Origin of the sequence: Thiofilum sp. (genome assembly GCF_016711335.1) — a bacterium.
Lineage (GTDB): Bacteria > Pseudomonadota > Gammaproteobacteria > Thiotrichales > Thiotrichaceae > Thiofilum.
Genome location: NZ_JADJTF010000001.1, coordinates 360,169 through 375,807, shown reverse-complemented (window position 1 = coordinate 375,807; position 15,639 = coordinate 360,169). Strand labels below are relative to the sequence as shown.

Genomic DNA, 15,639 nt, shown 5'->3' with positions numbered 1-15,639 from the left:
TAGGGTGGTATTATTATATGGCACTGATTAAATCTAAACCAACGTCTGCTGGCCGTCGTGCCCAAGTACGTTTGGTCAATAAAGACTTACATAAAGGCGAACCCTTTAAAGCTTTATTAGAGCGCAAAAACAAGACTGGCGGTCGTAATAATAATGGTCGCATTACTACACGCCATGTCGGTGGTGGTAGTCGTCAACATTACCGTTTGATCGATTTCAAACGCCGTAAAGATGATATTCAAGGTCGTGTAGAGCGCTTAGAGTACGATCCTAATCGTAACGCTAATATTGCTCTAGTCTTATATGCCGATGGCGAGCGTCGTTATATCATTGCTCCTAAAGGCTTAAATGCTGGTGATCCAGTAGTGTCTGGTCAGCATGCTCCGATTGCTGTAGGTAATGCTTTACCTATGCGTAATATTCCTGTTGGTAGTGTGGTGCACTGTGTTGAGTTGAAGCCCGGTAAAGGTGCTCAATTAGCGCGTAGTGCTGGTACATCTGCTCAAATCGTTGCCCGTGAAAATGCTCATGTGACCCTGCGTTTACGCTCTGGTGAGATGCGTAAAGTACCTGCTGAATGCCGTGCAACAGTAGGTGAAGTAGGTAATTCAGAGTATGGTCTGATTAAGTTAGGTAAAGCGGGTGCTAAACGCTGGCGCGGTATTCGTCCTACTGTACGTGGTGTTGCTATGAACCCTGTTGACCATCCACATGGTGGTGGTGAAGGTCGTACTTCAGGTGGTCGTCATCCGGTCACTCCTTGGGGTATTCCGACTAAGGGTTATAAGACTCGTAGTAACAAGCGCACCGACAATATGATCGTTCGTCGTCGGAATAAGAAGTAAGGGGACTGAAGAATGCCACGTTCGTTAAAAAAAGGCCCATTTGTTGATCATCATTTGATGAAAAAAGTTGAAACTGCCGTCGCAAACAATGACCGCAAGCCCATTAAAACATGGTCGCGTCGTTCAATGATTCTGCCCAATATGGTAGGTTTAACGATTGCTGTGCATAACGGCAAACAACATATACCTGTATTGATTAATGATAATATGGTTGGTCACAAGCTAGGTGAGTTTGCGCTAACCCGTTCTTATCGCGGCCATGTCGCTGATAAGAAGTCTAAATAAGAGGTCGAGTATGGAAGTTGCAGCTCATTTACGCACCGCGCGTATATCACCTCAAAAGTGCCGTTTAGTTGCTGATCAAATTCGTGGTGAGCCTGTTGGTAAAGCACTTCAAATCTTAGCTTTTAGCTCTAAAAAGGGCGCGGCTATTATTAAGAAAGTACTGGAATCAGCCATCGCTAATGCTGAGCACAATGAGGGTGCTGATGTAGACGAATTATCCGTAAAAACGATTTTCGTCGATCAAGGACCAACCATGAAACGTATTCAACCACGTGCTAAAGGCCGTGCGAATCGTATCTTAAAGCGCACCAGTCATATCACTATTAAAGTTAGTGATGAAAAAATTGCTAAAAAGGGCTGAGGTTAAATATGGGTCAAAAAGTACATCCAACTGGTATCCGCCTCGGTATAGCGACAGATTGGCGCTCTAAATGGTATGCCGAAGGCAAAGATTATGCGAATTTCTTACACAAAGATTTAGAAGTTCGTGCATTCTTAAAAAACAAATTGAAAGAAGCATCTGTAAGCCGGATTCGCATTGAGCGTCCTGCTAAATCTGCTTTTATTACTATTCATACTGCCCGTCCGGGTGTGGTGATTGGTAAGAAAGGTGAAGACATTGAGCGTTTACGCGCTGATGTAGCTAAGATGCTGGATCTTCATGTCAATAACGTTAAGTTAAACATTGAAGAAATTCGTAAACCTGAGTTAGATGCTCAGCTAGTTGCTGAAAGTATAGCCAGTCAACTTGAGCGTCGTATTATGTTCCGCCGCGCTATGAAGCGTGCGGTGAGTAATGCGATGAAGCTTGGTGCTTTGGGAATTAAAGTTGCCGTTGCGGGCCGTTTAAATGGTGTCGAGATTGCGCGTACTGAATGGTATCGTGAAGGTCGTGTACCTCTACATACGTTACGTGCTGATATTGACTATGCAACCGCAGAAGCTTTAACCACTTACGGCATTATTGGCGTCAAGGTCTGGATCTATAAAGGCGAAGTCTTTGATCTAGAGCAAAAGCAATCCAACGCTGGCAATTCTGGTAATAACAATACCAGAAAGAAAAAGTAATAGAGGTCAAAGATGTTACAGCCAAAAAGAACGAAATTTCGCAAGCAGATGAAAGGCCGTAATCGCGGTCTTGCGCTTGTCGGTTCTAAAGTAAGCTTTGGTGAGTTTGGCTTAAAGACTCTTGAGCGCGGTCGTTTAACAGCGCGTCAGATTGAGTCTGCTCGCCGTGCGATTAATCGTTATGTGCGTCGTGGTGGTAAAATCTGGATTCGTGTGTTCCCAGATAAGCCTATCAGCAAAAAGCCACTTGAAGTTCGTATGGGTAAAGGTAAGGGTAATGTGGAGTACTGGGTAGCCCAAGTACAACCCGGTAAAGTCCTTTACGAAATTGAAGGGGTGGCGGAAGAAGTAGCACGCGAGGCGTTCCGCCTAGCCGCTGCTAAGTTGCCAATGAAAACTACGTTTGTCTCTCGCCAGGTGATGTAATGAAAGCAGCAGAACTTCGTAATAAATCAGTCGCTGAGTTACAAACCGAGTTGACTGAAAATTTGAAAGAACAATTCAAATTACGTATGCAACAGGCTTCTGGTCAATTATCACGCCCTTCTGAAGTAAAGCGGGTGCGTCGTGAAATTGCCAGAATCAAAACAGTCCTAGCGCAAAAGTCAAGTGCGGGTGAGTGAATATGAGCGAAGAACAAGTTAAACACGGCCTGACCGGTCGTGTCGTCAGCAACAAAATGGATAAATCCATTGTGGTGCTACTGGAACGTCAAGTTAAGCATCCTCTGTATGGGAAGTTCATCAAACGCTCCAAGAAATATCATGTGCATGATGAAAATAATGAGTGCGCCATTGGTGACACTGTTATGTTCACAGAGTGCCGTCCTTTGTCTAAAACTAAACATTGGACATTGGTTAAAATCGTTGAGCGTGCTGCGGACTAATTCCCCCGCAGAACGGAGAGTAAGACATGATCCAGATGCAATCAATTCTGCAAGTTGCAGATAATAGTGGTGCACGTCGCGTAATGTGCATTAAAGTATTAGGTGGTTCGCATCGTCGTTATGCTAATATCGGCGACGTTATCAAGGTTAGTATTAAAGATGCTAGCCCACGTGGCCGTGTTAAAAAGGGCGATGTGTATAATGCTGTTATCGTAAGAACTGCTAAAGGCGTGCGTCGCCCCGACGGTTCTGTTATCCGCTTTGACTCTAATGCGGCTGTTATTTTAAACAACAAGTTAGAGCCATTAGGTACTCGTATCTTTGGACCAGTGACACGCGAGTTACGTGGCGAGCGTTTTATGAAAATTATTTCATTGGCTCCTGAAGTACTGTAATAGAGGTAAGACCATGAACAAGATTCGTAAAAACGACCGTGTAGTCGTGATTACTGGTAAAGACAAAGGTCGTCAAAGCACCGTATTACAAGTGTTGGCTAATGGTAAAGCATTAGTACAAGGTGTAAACGTCGCTAAGAAACACCAAAAACCTAATCCTAATTTAGGGATTCAAGGTGGTGTGATCGAGAAAGAAATGCCCATTCAAATTTCTAATTTGATGGTATTAAACCCAAGTACTAACAAGGGTGAACGTGTTGGATTTAAGATTCTGGACGATGGTAAAAAAGTCCGTGTATTCAAATCCAGCGGTGAGCGTGTAGACGCTTAATATTAGGTGAAATTTAAAACATGACAAGGTTGCAAGACTATTATCGGAATACTGTCGTTGCTGAGCTAACGAACAAGTTCGGGTATAAAAATGTAATGGAAGTCCCTAAGATCACTAAAGTAACCCTCAATATGGGGTTAGGTGAAGCCGTAGGTGACAAGAAAGTAATTGAACACGCGGTCGCGGATATGGCAAAAATATCCGGTCAAAAGCCTGTTGTTACCTTATCACGCAAGTCTATTGCGGGATTTAAGATTCGTGACAATTGGCCTATAGGTTGTATGGTGACTCTGCGTAGCGACGTCATGTATGAATTCATTGACCGTTTGGTTAATGTTTCTATTCCTCGCATTCGTGATTTCCGTGGTTTGAATCCAAGAGCGTTTGATGGTCGTGGTAATTACAATATGGGTGTAAAAGAGCAAATCATTTTCCCCGAAATTGATTACGACAAGATTGATGCTTTGCGTGGTATGAATATCACTATTACCACTACAGCAAAAACGGACGAAGAAGGTCGCGCTTTATTAGCCGCTTTCAAGTTCCCATTCAGACAATAAGGACACGAAACCATGGCAAAAAAATCCATGATTGCTCGTGAGGTTAAGCGTAAACAAGCTGCTGATAAGTATGCAGAAAAACGTGAAAATCTCAAAAAAGTAATCTCTAACCCTGCTTCTAGCTATGAAGATGTATTAGCGGCGGTAACGGCTCTGCAAAAGCTACCCCGTGACTCTAGTCCAGCACGTCAACGTCGCCGTTGTAACTTGACAGGTCGTCCACATGGCGTCTATCGCAAATTCGGTTTATCACGTAACAAATTACGTGAAGCGGCTATGCGTGGTGATGTTCCGGGCTTAACAAAAGCTAGCTGGTAAGAGGGCTAAATCATGAGTATGAGTGATCCTATCGCAGATATGTTGACCCGTATTCGTAACGGTCAACGTGCGAGTAAATTAAAAGTGGCGTTTCCTGCATCGAAACAGAAAACTGCTGTCCTGAGTGTGTTGGAGTCTGAAGGTTACATCGCTAGCCACAGTACCGACGCTAATGAAGGCAAGCCCACTACTACTGTAGTATTGAAATATTTCCAAGGTAAACCGGTTATTAGCCGTTTGACTCGTGTGAGTCGTCCGGGCTTACGGATTTTCCGTGGTAAAAATCAATTACCTACTGTATTAGGTGGTTATGGTATCGCTATTGTATCCACCTCTAAAGGTGTGATGAGTGATCGTGCAGCACGCGCTGCGGGTCAGGGTGGCGAAGTTATCTGTATCGTTGAGTAATAGGCTAACTGTATGTCAAGAATTGCAAAGCGTGGCCTTGATTTACCAAATGGTATACAGGTCACTATGAATGAGCAGATCATGACGGTAAAAGGTACTAAAGGTACACTGACTTTAGACGTTCATGATTCTGTTGAAGTCGTCATTGATGGTTCACACTTATCATTCCGCCCGCAAAATGGTCAAGATGAAGGTTGGGCGCATGCAGGTACTGCGTGTGCATTAGCCAATAATATGATCAAGGGTGTCTCTCAAGGTTTTGAGAAGAAGCTCCAACTGGTAGGCGTAGGTTACCGTGCTCAAGCTCAAGGTGACAAACTAACCTTAAGTTTAGGTTTTTCTCACCCGGTAGTGCATGCAATGCCAGCCGGTATTACCGTTGAGACTCCGAGCCAAACTGAAATTATCATCCGTGGAGTTGATAAGCAAAAGGTTGGTCAAGTCGCGGCTGAGGTTCGTGCTTATCGTCCACCAGAGCCTTACAAAGGCAAAGGTGTGAAATATGCAGATGAACAAGTCCTCCGTAAAGAAGCGAAGAAGAAGTAAGGTGACCTAGATGGATAAGAAACTTAGTCGTATTCGTCGTAGCAAGCGTGCTCGTGCGAAAATGCGCGAATTACGCGTTACCCGCTTATGTATACATCGCACACCACGTCACATTTATGCGCAAATTATTGCGCCAGAAGGCAATGTGGTATTAGCAAGTGCTTCTACGGTTGATAAAGAATTACGCACAACACTCTCTTACACTGGCAATGTCGAAGCTGCTGCTGCTGTGGGCAAATTAGTAGCACAACGAGCTAAGGAAAAAGGTATCGAGTCTGTTGCTTTTGATCGCTCTGGTTTTAAATACCACGGTCGAGTACAGGCATTAGCGGATGCTGCTCGTGAAGCTGGTTTGCAATTTTAAAGGTTCAATGTCATGGCAAAAGTTGAAAATACAAGCCCTTCAGCTGATGGTTTGCAGGAAAAATTAGTTCACGTTAACCGCGTTTCTAAAGTGGTAAAAGGTGGACGTATTTTTAGTTTTACTGCTTTAACCGTAGTGGGCGACGGCAATGGTCGGGTTGGTTTTGGCTATGGTAAAGCACGTGAAGTTCCAGCTGCTATTCAAAAGGCAATGGAGCAAGCACGCAAAAGCATGGTTAGCATTCACTTGAATGAAGGTACTTTACAGTACCCAGTGAAAGCTAGTCATGGAGCTGCAACCGTATTCATGAAGCCAGCTTCTGACGGTACTGGTGTCATTGCAGGCGGTGCAATGCGTGCGGTGTTAGAGGTTGCTGGCGTGAAAAACGTTTTATCAAAATGTATCGGTTCACGTAATGCAGGTAATGTGATTCGTGCCACCATTAAAGGTTTGACCGATATGCAGCACCCTGAAATGATCGCTGCCAAACGTGGTAAAACTGTTGAAGAGATCAAGGGGTAACCAATGAGCACTGCTAAACAAGTCAAATTGACCTTAGTAAAGAGCTTGAATGGGCGCTTGGAAAGTCACATTCAGTGTGCGCGTGGTTTAGGTATTCGTCGCATGAATAACTCAGTGGTAGTTATCGATACTCCTGAAAACCGTGGCATGATTAACAAAATCTCTTACCTGCTCAAGGTTGAGGAAGTGTAAACATGAAACTGAATACATTAAAACCTGCTGCTGGTAGCCGTAAAGCACGTACCCGTGTGGGACGTGGTATTGGTTCTGGCTTAGGTAAAACAGCAGGGCGTGGTCATAAAGGTCAACGTTCGCGTGCCGGTGGTTTCCATAAAGTTGGGTTTGAAGGCGGTCAAATGCCTTTGCAACGTCGTCTACCTAAAGTAGGCTTCAAATCACGTATCGGCTTTCGTACTGCTGAAGTGCGTTTAAATGAGTTAGCACAGTTACAGGAGGCTACTGTAACTTTAGAAGCTTTAATTGCGGCTAACATCATTGATGCACGTTCATTGCAAGCTAAAATTATTTTGTCGGGCAGTGTAGATAAGGCTTATACCATTCAAGGTGTAGGTGTTACTAAAGGTGCTCGTGAAGCTATTTTAGCGGCAGGTGGCAAAATCGAGGAATAATATAATAAATGGCTGCAACTCCTTCGTCGGCATTAGGTGGGATAGGTAATATCGCTGAAATTAGACATCGTTTAGTCTTTGTCTTATTAGCTTTGATTGTCTATCGCATTGGAACTTATATACCTATTCCGGGGGTAAACCCTCAGGCGATGTCGCAATTCTTTAATGATAATAGCGGCACTATTTTAGGTGTGTTTAATATGTTTTCCGGTGGCGCACTTGAGCGTTTAAGTGTGTTTGCTCTGGGTATTATGCCTTATATTTCTGCATCGATTATTATGCAGTTAATGGCGACAGTAGTGCCCTCTTTAGAGCAACTGAAGAAGGAGGGGGAGACAGGTCGTCGTAAAATCACTCAATACACGCGTTATGGTACGGTGGTATTAGCTCTGTTTCAGAGTATAGGCGTTGCGATTGCTCTAGGCGGTCAAGAAGTGGCTCCTGGGCAAACGATTGCTTTACAACCCGGACTAGGCTTTATCATTACTACCGTAGTCACCTTAGTAACAGGTACACTCTTTCTGATGTGGTTAGGTGAACAAATTACTGAGCGTGGTATTGGTAATGGTATATCACTGATCATCTTTGCTGGGATCGTTGCAGGCTTACCTGTGGCTTTAGGTAAAACCTTCAATTTAGTAAATGAAGGAACCTTATCGCCTTTCTTAGTGATTGTGTTATTGGCACTGATTGTATTAGTGACTGCTTTCGTGATTTTTGTTGAGCGTGGACAACGTCGTATCACGGTAAACTATGCTAACCGTCAACAAGGCCGCCGCATGATGGGTGGTCAATCTAGTCATTTGCCTTTAAAGCTGAATATGGCAGGTGTGATTCCTCCTATCTTTGCATCTAGTATTATCTTATTCCCTGCCACTTTAGGGCAGTGGTTTGGTAATTCTGAAGGGATGGAGTGGTTACGTAGTTTCTTTAATATGTTACAGCCCGGTCAACCGGTCTATGTTATCCTCTATGCTTTAGCTATTGTATTTTTCTGTTTCTTCTATACCGCTTTAGTCTTTAATTCGCGTGAAACCGCAGATAATTTAAAGAAAGCTGGCGCATTTATTCCTGGTATTCGTCCCGGTGAGCAAACCACTAAATATATTGATGGTGTCATGACCCGCTTAACAGCAGTCGGTGCTATCTATATTACCTTAGTGTGCTTATTACCTGAGTTTTTGATTTTAGGTTGGAATGTGCCGTTCTATTTTGGTGGAACATCTTTATTAATTATTGTAGTCGTGGTAATGGATTTCTTAGCACAACTACAATCTCATATGATGTCGCACCAATACGAAGGTTTAATGAAGAAAGCTAATTTCAAATCCCAAACCCGCCCGGGTGTGGTGAAATAATTTTAAGAGGTTAAAGCTCATGAAAGTTAGAGCTTCTGTTAAAAAACTATGCCGCAATTGCAGTATTGTTCGTCGCAATCGCGTTGTGCGCGTAATCTGTTCTGATCCACGTCATAAACAACGTCAAGGTTAATTTATAGCCTTTCAAAGCAGATTGTTTCTGTCCTTTAGCCGACAGAGACCGTGAATGCCTGTGTTTTATCACGGGCATTTGTTGATAAATAAACGAGGATGCGGCATAATCGCGCGCTTTCCCGTAAATCTGGAGAATTTTGGATGGCTCGTATAGCGGGTATCAATCTTCCTGTTCAAAAACACGTCGTCATTGGCTTGACGGCTATTTATGGCATTGGGCCAACTCGTGCCGCTAATATCTGCAAAGCTGCAAATATTACCCCTAGTACTAAAATTCGCGATTTGACTGAAGATGAAGTCGAGCGTGTACGTGCTGAAGTTGCTAAGTTTGTCGTAGAAGGCGACTTACGCCGTGAACTTTCTATGAGCATTAAACGTTTGATGGACATGGGCTGTTACCGTGGTATTCGTCATAGACGTGGTCTGCCTGTGCGTGGTCAACGTACTAAAACGAATGCGCGTACCCGTAAAGGTCCTCGCCGTCCGATCCGCAAGTAATTAGTGATAGGGTATTGAATTATGGCCAAACAGCCAACTACTCGTAAAGGTGCAGGTGCTGCACGTAAAAAAATTAAGAAAACGGTTACTGACGGTGTAGCTCATATTTTTGCATCGTTTAATAACACTATTGTAACCATTACAGATCGTCAAGGTAATACTTTATCTTGGGCAACTGCTGGTGGTTCAGGTTTTCGTGGCTCGCGTAAAAGTACTCCTTTTGCTGCCCAAGTCGCTGCTGAGCGTGCTGGCAATGCGGCAAAAGAATACGGTCTGAAAAATCTTGATGTTGAAGTCAAAGGCCCAGGCCCTGGTCGTGAATCTGCGGTACGTTCACTGAACAACGTAGGTTACAAAATTACGAATATTACGGATGTGACGCCCATTCCTCATAATGGTTGCCGTCCTCCTAAGAAACGTCGTGTGTGAGGGATAAGTCATGGCAAGATATTTAGGACCTACTTGTAAGTTAAGTCGCCGCGAAGGCACTGATCTTTACCTCAAGAGCCGTGGTACTTCTCTCGAAAAGAAATGCAAATTAGCTAAGTTACCCGGTCAACACGGCGAGAATAAAAATCGCTTATCAGACTACGGTGTACAATTACGCGAAAAGCAAAAAGTACGTCGTATTTATGGTGTGTTAGAGCGTCAATTCCGCAATTACTTTAAAGAATCAGCACGTCGCAAAGGTTCTACAGGTGAAAACCTACTAAAGCTATTGGAAGGTCGCTTAGATAATGTAGTTTATCGTATGGGCTTTGCCGCTACTCGTGCAGAAGCACGTCAGTTAGTGAGCCATAAAGCGATTCGCGTAAACGACAAAATTATTAATATTCCTTCTTATCAAGTACAACCCGGTGACAAAATTGCCGTGCGTGACCGTGCTAAAAAGCAAGTGCGTATTCAAGACGCGTTAGCGGTTGCTGCTCAGCAAGGTTTTGCTGTGTGGGTTGAAGTGGATAAGGATAAATTTGAGGGTATCTTCAAATCAGTTCCAGATCGTTCGGATCTACCTGCTGAAATCAATGAGTCATTGATTGTTGAATTGTACTCCAAGTAGTCAATAACCTGATTCGCGAGACGAGCATGACCTCAAAAACGACTGATTTACTGAAACCGCGCAATGTACAAGTGCAAGAGTTAGGGTTAAACACCTCACGTATTACGCTTGAGCCATTGGAGCGGGGTTTTGGTCATACGTTGGGTAATGCCCTGCGTAGAATTCTGCTGTCATCTATTCCAGGTAGTGCAGTTACTGAAGTCCAAATTGCGGGTGTTGTACACGAGTACAGCACTATCGAAGGGATTCAAGAGGACGTTGTTGAAATCCTCTTGAATCTGAAAAAATTATATGTGCGTTTGAATGAGCGCGATGAAACGACTCTGACTTTGAAAAAGTCTGGAATCGGACCAGTTCGCGCTTCGGATATTGAGTTAGATCATGATGTGGAAATTATTAATCCTAATCATGTGATTGCGAATATTACTAAAGAAGGCGTAGAGCTAGAGATGAATCTCACCATTACCAGTGGTCGTGGTTATCAACCTGCCTCTATTCGTCGTGGCCCTGACTCTCCTGAGTTACCTTTGGGCACTTTAGTATTAGATGCTAGTTACAGTCCTATTATCCGCGTGGCTTATAATGTTGATAGTGCTCGTGTTGAGCAACGCACCGACATGGACAAGCTGATTTTAGAAATTGAGACCAATGGCTCGATTGGTGCGGAAGACGCATTAAGCATGGCCACCCAAATTCTGCAACAGCAATTATCGGTCTTCTTTGATCTGCGTATTGAAGAGCCTACTCATAAAGAAGCCGCTCAGCCTGAAATTGAGCCGATTCTGTTACGCCCAGTGGATGACTTAGAATTAACAGTACGCTCTGCTAACTGTTTGAAAGCTGAAAACTTATTCTATATTGGTGATTTAGTCCAACGCACTGAAACCGAGCTGTTAAAGACGCCCAATCTAGGTAAGAAATCACTGACTGAGATTAAGGAAGTGCTTGCTTCTCATGGGTTAACTCTTGGAACCAAGCTCGATAATTGGCCTCCCGCAGGTCTAGATCATAGAGATAACAAAATGGGTTAATACCCATTCGTTTGGAAGGATGTTATAAATGCGTCATCGTAAAATTGGGCGTCAACTGAGCCGCAATAGTAGCCACCGTAAGGCTTTATTGCAAAGTTTGACCATCGCCCTACTGCGCCATGAGGCGATTAAAACTACTCTACCGAAAGCAAAAGAATTGCGTCGTGTAGCAGAGCCTTTAATCACTCGTGCTAAAGCTGATTCTGTTCACAACCGTCGTATTGCGTTTGCACGTCTACGTGATGAAGATATTGTGACAAAATTATTTACTGATATCGGACCTCGTTTTAAAACTCGTCCGGGTGGTTATTTAAGTATTATTAAGTGTGGTTTCCGTCCCGGCGATAATGCACCGATGGCTTATGTAACCTTAGTTGAGTCTAAAGCAGCCGCTGCTGAATAATTGAAGACTTAGCTTCAACATTCAAAAACCGGCTGATTGCCGGTTTTTGTATTTGTATCAGGATAAAAAACATGACCCCAACATCAAAAGCGGTGGTCACTGCTGAGCAAGCTAAAAAAAGTGCCAGAATTTTTCATTATGGCAATATCTTAGCGGTGGTAGTTCCTTTTCCCTTATTCATTCTTTGGTTTGGTGGTTCGATGATCACCTACGCCATGTTGCGCCATAATCCCAATCCAAGGGTAGGGCATTATACTCAGATCGGCGCTTATTATTATTATGGTTTAGCAGGTCTGCTGATTCCCGTTTTGACTTTTGCCCCCGGCGATTTTTTTGTCAAATACTGGGCGCATTTATGGATCTTGTGCGCGGTGATTATGATTCCCTTATCGGTATACCAAATTCTCAAGATTAATCGTGAACAATGGTATGATACAACCGTTTCCCATTAACGAGGATAGGGCATGAGCAGCGTGCGCCATGATTGGCATATTGGTGAAGTACTTGAGTTATTTGCTTTACCCTTTAGTGATTTAATGTTTCAGGCTCATCAAGTACATCGAGCTAATTTTCCTGCCAATGAAGTGCAGGTGAGCACTTTGCTCAGTATCAAAACGGGTGCTTGCCCTGAGGATTGTGGTTACTGCTCACAAAGTGCGCGTTATGACACCAGTGTGGAGCGTGAACGCTTATTGCCCTTAGAAGAAGTATTAGCTTCAGCGCAACGTGCTAAAGAAACAGGTGCAACCCGTTTTTGCATGGGAGCAGCTTGGCGTAATCCCACCGATAAAAATCTTGAAGTAGTGGCTGAAATGGTGCAAGGCGTTAAAGCCTTAGGTATGGAAACCTGTGTCACTCTCGGCATGCTCCAGCCACATCAAGCACAACGCTTAAAGCAATCAGGCTTGGATTATTACAATCATAATTTAGACACCTCGCCAGAGTTTTATGGTCAGGTGATTACTACACGTACTTATCAAGATCGTTTGGATACGTTAGATGCAGTACGTGAGGCAGGTATTCATGTGTGCTCTGGAGGCATTTTGGGTTTGGGTGAAACCCGTAAAGATCGCGCTCGTTTACTCCAGCAACTCGCTAATTTAAAACAACATCCCGATTCTGTACCCATTAATGACTTAGTACGGATTGAGGGAACCCCTATGAGCGATAATCCTAAGCTAGACCCGTTTGAGTTTATTCGTGTGATTGCGGTAGCGAGAATTCTAATGCCTCAATCCTATGTGCGTTTATCAGCAGGCCGCACCGAAATGAGCGATGAAACGCAAGCGTGGTGTTTCTTTGCAGGGGCTAATTCGATTTTCTATGGGGATAAACTACTCACTACCGAAAACCCGGCTGAAAATCATGATCGTGAATTATTTAAGCGCTTGGGTATTGAGTGTGAAGCACCTAAACATCACTCTCATGCCCATGCATCGCTTCATGGCTAACTCACTAGGTAACTGTCATGCGCTATCCTATCACCTATGATGTTATTGTAATCGGCGGCGGTCACGCGGGCACTGAAGCAGCTCTTGCAGCAGCCCGCATGGGACAACGTACCTTATTGCTCACGCATAATATCGAAACTATTGGGCAAATGAGCTGTAATCCCGCCATTGGTGGGATTGGCAAAGGGCATTTGGTTAAAGAAATCGATGCCTTAGGTGGAGCGATGGCGCATGCGGCGGATCGTGGCGGCATTCAGTTTCGTACTTTGAATTCCAGTAAAGGTCCCGCAGTACGAGCCACCCGCGCCCAAGCGGATAGGATTCGTTATAAAGCAGCGGTGCGTGCAATCGTCGAAGGGCAAAAGAATCTAGATCTATTCCAACAGCCTGTTGATGACATTATCGTTGAACAGGGTAGAGCAGTCGCGGCAGTTACTCAAATGGGGGTGCGTTTTGACGCTAAAACCGTAGTATTGACCGCCGGAACCTTTCTAGCCGGAAAAATCCATATTGGTTTAGAAAATTATAGCGGTGGGCGTGCAGGTGATCCGCCCGCACAAAATTTATCAACTCGTTTACGTGAATTACCCCTACGCGTACAACGCTTAAAAACCGGAACGCCGCCCCGTATTGATGCACGCTCAGTCGATTTTAGTAAGTTAGCACAACAACCAAGTGATGACCCTTTACCTGTGTTTTCGTTTTTGGGCAAAGTAGAAGAGCATCCTCAACAGATTTGTTGCTATATCACCTATACCAATCCTCATACACACGAGTTGATTATGGGAGCATTAGATCGCTCCCCAATGTATACCGGAGTGATTGAGGGGGTAGGGCCGCGTTATTGCCCCTCGATTGAGGATAAAGTAGTACGTTTTGCTAATCGGGATAGGCATCAAATTTTTATTGAGCCAGAGGGTTTAGATACCTACGAGCTGTATCCTAATGGTATTTCCACTAGCCTACCGTTTGATGTGCAATATCAAATCGTGCGTTCAATGGAAGGGTTTGAAAACGCTCATATCACCCGTCCGGGCTATGCGATTGAATATGACTTCTTTGATCCGCGTGATTTAAAACCGACTTTAGAGACGCGAGCTATTGAAGGTTTATTCTTTGCAGGACAAATCAATGGTACGACAGGCTATGAAGAGGCAGGTGCACAAGGGCTATTAGCAGGTCTGAACGCCGCACGCATGGCTCAAGGTAAAGAAGGCTGGTGTCCACGTCGTGATCAAGCCTATATGGGTGTGCTAGTCGATGATCTGATTACTCAGGGCACTCAAGAGCCTTATCGGATGTTTACCAGTCGAGCGGAGCATCGCTTATTGTTGCGTGAGGATAATGCGGATTTACGCCTAACCGAAATCGGGCGTGAGTTGGGTCTAGTCGATGATGAGCGTTGGGACACTTTTAGCCGTAAACGTGAAGCTATAGAGCGTGAGCAACAGCGTTTGAAAGAAACCCTTATTCGCCCCGGCGCTTTATCGGCTGAAGACAGCACACGCGTGTTAGGGGATGTATTGAGTCGTGAGTATCGCTTAGCTGAATTATTGGCACGTCCCAATGTGAGCTATGAAAGTTTAATGAGCCTACCGGCTGCGGCAAATGATGCAGCACTTGACCCTAAAGTGGTGGAGCAGGTCGAAATTCAGATTAAATATGCAGGCTATATTGAGCGGCAAAACGAGGAAATAGCACGTCAGGAGCGCCAAGAGTCGACCTTATTGCCTGCTGATTTTGATTACAGCAAAGTATCAGGGCTATCCAATGAAGTGCGCCAAAAGTTGCAACATCAAAAGCCAGCCTCAATTGGACAAGCAGCGCGTATTCCGGGCATTACTCCCGCCGCAATTTCATTATTGCTAGTCGCGCTTAAAAAACATTCATTGGGAGCGTTGCGCCAAGGTGCTTGAAACAACTGCATGGCAACAAGGTTGGCAAGCTCTGGGTTTGCAAGCCACTGACGCACAACAACAGCAATTAGTAGCCTATCTACAATTATTGCAACGCTGGAATAAGGTTCACAATCTCACCGCAGTACGTGATCCCGCTGAAATGCTGGTGGTGCATTTGTGGGATAGCTTAAGTGTCGCGCCCTTTATTCAAGGTGAGCATTTATTAGATGTGGGTAGTGGTGCAGGGTTGCCCGGTATTCCCTTAGCGATTTTAAATCCAGCACAGCAGTGGACATTACTGGATACCAACGGTAAAAAAACGCGCTTTATGCAACAAGCTGCGGCTGAGCTGCGTTTAGCTAATGTTGCTGTGATGCAAACTCGTGTAGAAAGCTGGCAAGCTGCTCAACGTTTTGATGGCATTATTAGTCGTGCTTTTGCGTCAGTGGTCGATTTTGTGCAATCTTCTGGGGGGCATTTAGCACCCACAGGTGTGCTCTATGCTATGAAAGGACGTTATCCTAGTGAAGAATTAGTGCATTTACCTAGTGAGTGGCAAGTAAAAGCTAGCCACGAACTGCATGTACCTAACCTCAATGCAGAGCGTCATCTGTTAGAATTAATACCCACTAAAATGAGTAATTAAGG

General features: G+C 44.3%; 28 protein-coding genes. All 28 read left to right on the top strand.

All coding sequences use genetic code 11. The annotated features are described in order from the left end of the window. Positions 1-17 precede the first annotated feature (17 nt). Complete coding sequence (gene rplB / locus IPL34_RS01825) at positions 18-845, top strand: 50S ribosomal protein L2 (RefSeq protein WP_296836841.1); 828 nt, start codon at positions 18-20, stop codon at positions 843-845. 12 nt (positions 846-857) lie between these two features. Continuing rightward, on the top strand, positions 858-1,130 hold the full coding sequence (rpsS, locus tag IPL34_RS01820; protein ID WP_020561281.1) for a 30S ribosomal protein S19: 273 nt from the start codon (positions 858-860) through the stop codon (positions 1,128-1,130). A gap of 10 nt (positions 1,131-1,140) precedes the next feature. After that, positions 1,141-1,491, top strand: a complete 351-nt coding sequence (gene rplV, locus IPL34_RS01815) for a 50S ribosomal protein L22 (protein ID WP_020561282.1) — start codon at positions 1,141-1,143, stop codon at positions 1,489-1,491. 8 nt (positions 1,492-1,499) lie between these two features. Next, complete coding sequence (rpsC, locus tag IPL34_RS01810) at positions 1,500-2,198, top strand: 30S ribosomal protein S3 (protein WP_296836834.1); 699 nt, start codon at positions 1,500-1,502, stop codon at positions 2,196-2,198. A gap of 12 nt (positions 2,199-2,210) precedes the next feature. Next, positions 2,211-2,624, top strand: a complete 414-nt coding sequence (gene rplP, locus IPL34_RS01805; RefSeq protein ID WP_296836831.1) for a 50S ribosomal protein L16 — start codon at positions 2,211-2,213, stop codon at positions 2,622-2,624. Then, positions 2,624-2,821, top strand: a complete 198-nt coding sequence (gene rpmC / locus IPL34_RS01800; RefSeq protein WP_020561285.1) for a 50S ribosomal protein L29 — start codon at positions 2,624-2,626, stop codon at positions 2,819-2,821. The genes rplP and rpmC overlap by 1 nt, the downstream gene beginning before the upstream one ends. A 2-nt stretch (positions 2,822-2,823) precedes the next feature. Continuing rightward, positions 2,824-3,084, top strand: a complete 261-nt coding sequence (gene rpsQ, locus IPL34_RS01795; RefSeq protein WP_296836826.1) for a 30S ribosomal protein S17 — start codon at positions 2,824-2,826, stop codon at positions 3,082-3,084. A 26-nt stretch (positions 3,085-3,110) separates the two neighbouring features. Then, complete coding sequence (gene rplN, locus IPL34_RS01790; protein WP_296836823.1) at positions 3,111-3,479, top strand: 50S ribosomal protein L14; 369 nt, start codon at positions 3,111-3,113, stop codon at positions 3,477-3,479. Between the two features lie 13 nt (positions 3,480-3,492). Next, positions 3,493-3,810, top strand: coding sequence for a 50S ribosomal protein L24 (gene rplX / locus IPL34_RS01785; RefSeq protein WP_296836821.1), 318 nt, complete (start codon positions 3,493-3,495; stop codon positions 3,808-3,810). Positions 3,811-3,830: 20 nt separating this feature from the next. Beyond that, positions 3,831-4,370: a 50S ribosomal protein L5 gene (gene rplE / locus IPL34_RS01780; protein WP_296836818.1), complete on the top strand. Its 540-nt coding sequence runs from the start codon at positions 3,831-3,833 to the stop codon at positions 4,368-4,370. Between the two features lie 12 nt (positions 4,371-4,382). Then, positions 4,383-4,688, top strand: a complete 306-nt coding sequence (gene rpsN, locus IPL34_RS01775; RefSeq protein ID WP_296836815.1) for a 30S ribosomal protein S14 — start codon at positions 4,383-4,385, stop codon at positions 4,686-4,688. A gap of 12 nt (positions 4,689-4,700) precedes the next feature. Further along, positions 4,701-5,096 (top strand): 30S ribosomal protein S8, encoded by a 396-nt coding sequence (gene rpsH, locus IPL34_RS01770; RefSeq protein WP_296836812.1) that lies wholly within the window; start codon positions 4,701-4,703, stop codon positions 5,094-5,096. A gap of 12 nt (positions 5,097-5,108) precedes the next feature. After that, complete coding sequence (rplF, locus tag IPL34_RS01765; protein ID WP_296836809.1) at positions 5,109-5,642, top strand: 50S ribosomal protein L6; 534 nt, start codon at positions 5,109-5,111, stop codon at positions 5,640-5,642. 10 nt (positions 5,643-5,652) lie between these two features. Further along, positions 5,653-6,006: a 50S ribosomal protein L18 gene (rplR, locus tag IPL34_RS01760; RefSeq protein WP_296836807.1), complete on the top strand. Its 354-nt coding sequence runs from the start codon at positions 5,653-5,655 to the stop codon at positions 6,004-6,006. Positions 6,007-6,018: 12 nt separating this feature from the next. After that, positions 6,019-6,528, top strand: coding sequence for a 30S ribosomal protein S5 (rpsE, locus tag IPL34_RS01755; protein WP_296836804.1), 510 nt, complete (start codon positions 6,019-6,021; stop codon positions 6,526-6,528). 3 nt (positions 6,529-6,531) lie between these two features. Further along, positions 6,532-6,720, top strand: coding sequence for a 50S ribosomal protein L30 (gene rpmD, locus IPL34_RS01750; protein ID WP_296836801.1), 189 nt, complete (start codon positions 6,532-6,534; stop codon positions 6,718-6,720). A gap of 2 nt (positions 6,721-6,722) precedes the next feature. Further along, entirely contained in the window at positions 6,723-7,157 is a 435-nt protein-coding gene (rplO, locus tag IPL34_RS01745; protein ID WP_296836796.1) for a 50S ribosomal protein L15, read from the top strand. A gap of 8 nt (positions 7,158-7,165) precedes the next feature. Further along, positions 7,166-8,515, top strand: coding sequence for a preprotein translocase subunit SecY (secY, locus tag IPL34_RS01740; RefSeq protein ID WP_296836793.1), 1,350 nt, complete (start codon positions 7,166-7,168; stop codon positions 8,513-8,515). Between the two features lie 19 nt (positions 8,516-8,534). Beyond that, positions 8,535-8,648, top strand: a complete 114-nt coding sequence (gene rpmJ, locus IPL34_RS01735) for a 50S ribosomal protein L36 (protein WP_083915775.1) — start codon at positions 8,535-8,537, stop codon at positions 8,646-8,648. 143 nt (positions 8,649-8,791) lie between these two features. Next, the gene (rpsM, locus tag IPL34_RS01730; RefSeq protein WP_296836785.1) at positions 8,792-9,148 is read left to right on the top strand and encodes a 30S ribosomal protein S13; all 357 of its coding nucleotides are present in this window, start codon (positions 8,792-8,794) and stop codon (positions 9,146-9,148) included. Between the two features lie 21 nt (positions 9,149-9,169). Continuing rightward, entirely contained in the window at positions 9,170-9,577 is a 408-nt protein-coding gene (gene rpsK / locus IPL34_RS01725) for a 30S ribosomal protein S11 (protein WP_296836782.1), read from the top strand. A gap of 10 nt (positions 9,578-9,587) precedes the next feature. Further along, positions 9,588-10,208: a 30S ribosomal protein S4 gene (rpsD, locus tag IPL34_RS01720; RefSeq protein WP_296836779.1), complete on the top strand. Its 621-nt coding sequence runs from the start codon at positions 9,588-9,590 to the stop codon at positions 10,206-10,208. A 26-nt stretch (positions 10,209-10,234) separates the two neighbouring features. After that, positions 10,235-11,239, top strand: coding sequence for a DNA-directed RNA polymerase subunit alpha (gene rpoA, locus IPL34_RS01715; RefSeq protein WP_296836774.1), 1,005 nt, complete (start codon positions 10,235-10,237; stop codon positions 11,237-11,239). Between the two features lie 28 nt (positions 11,240-11,267). Next, positions 11,268-11,642 (top strand): 50S ribosomal protein L17, encoded by a 375-nt coding sequence (rplQ, locus tag IPL34_RS01710; protein WP_296836771.1) that lies wholly within the window; start codon positions 11,268-11,270, stop codon positions 11,640-11,642. A gap of 71 nt (positions 11,643-11,713) precedes the next feature. Next, positions 11,714-12,094, top strand: a complete 381-nt coding sequence (locus tag IPL34_RS01705; RefSeq protein ID WP_296836768.1) for a hypothetical protein — start codon at positions 11,714-11,716, stop codon at positions 12,092-12,094. A 12-nt stretch (positions 12,095-12,106) separates the two neighbouring features. Further along, positions 12,107-13,093: a biotin synthase BioB gene (gene bioB / locus IPL34_RS01700; RefSeq protein WP_296836764.1), complete on the top strand. Its 987-nt coding sequence runs from the start codon at positions 12,107-12,109 to the stop codon at positions 13,091-13,093. A 17-nt stretch (positions 13,094-13,110) separates the two neighbouring features. Further along, positions 13,111-15,009 (top strand): tRNA uridine-5-carboxymethylaminomethyl(34) synthesis enzyme MnmG, encoded by a 1,899-nt coding sequence (gene mnmG / locus IPL34_RS01695; RefSeq protein ID WP_296836761.1) that lies wholly within the window; start codon positions 13,111-13,113, stop codon positions 15,007-15,009. Continuing rightward, positions 15,002-15,637, top strand: a complete 636-nt coding sequence (gene rsmG, locus IPL34_RS01690; protein WP_296836758.1) for a 16S rRNA (guanine(527)-N(7))-methyltransferase RsmG — start codon at positions 15,002-15,004, stop codon at positions 15,635-15,637. Before mnmG ends, rsmG begins: the two co-directional genes overlap by 8 nt. Positions 15,638-15,639 lie beyond the last annotated feature (2 nt).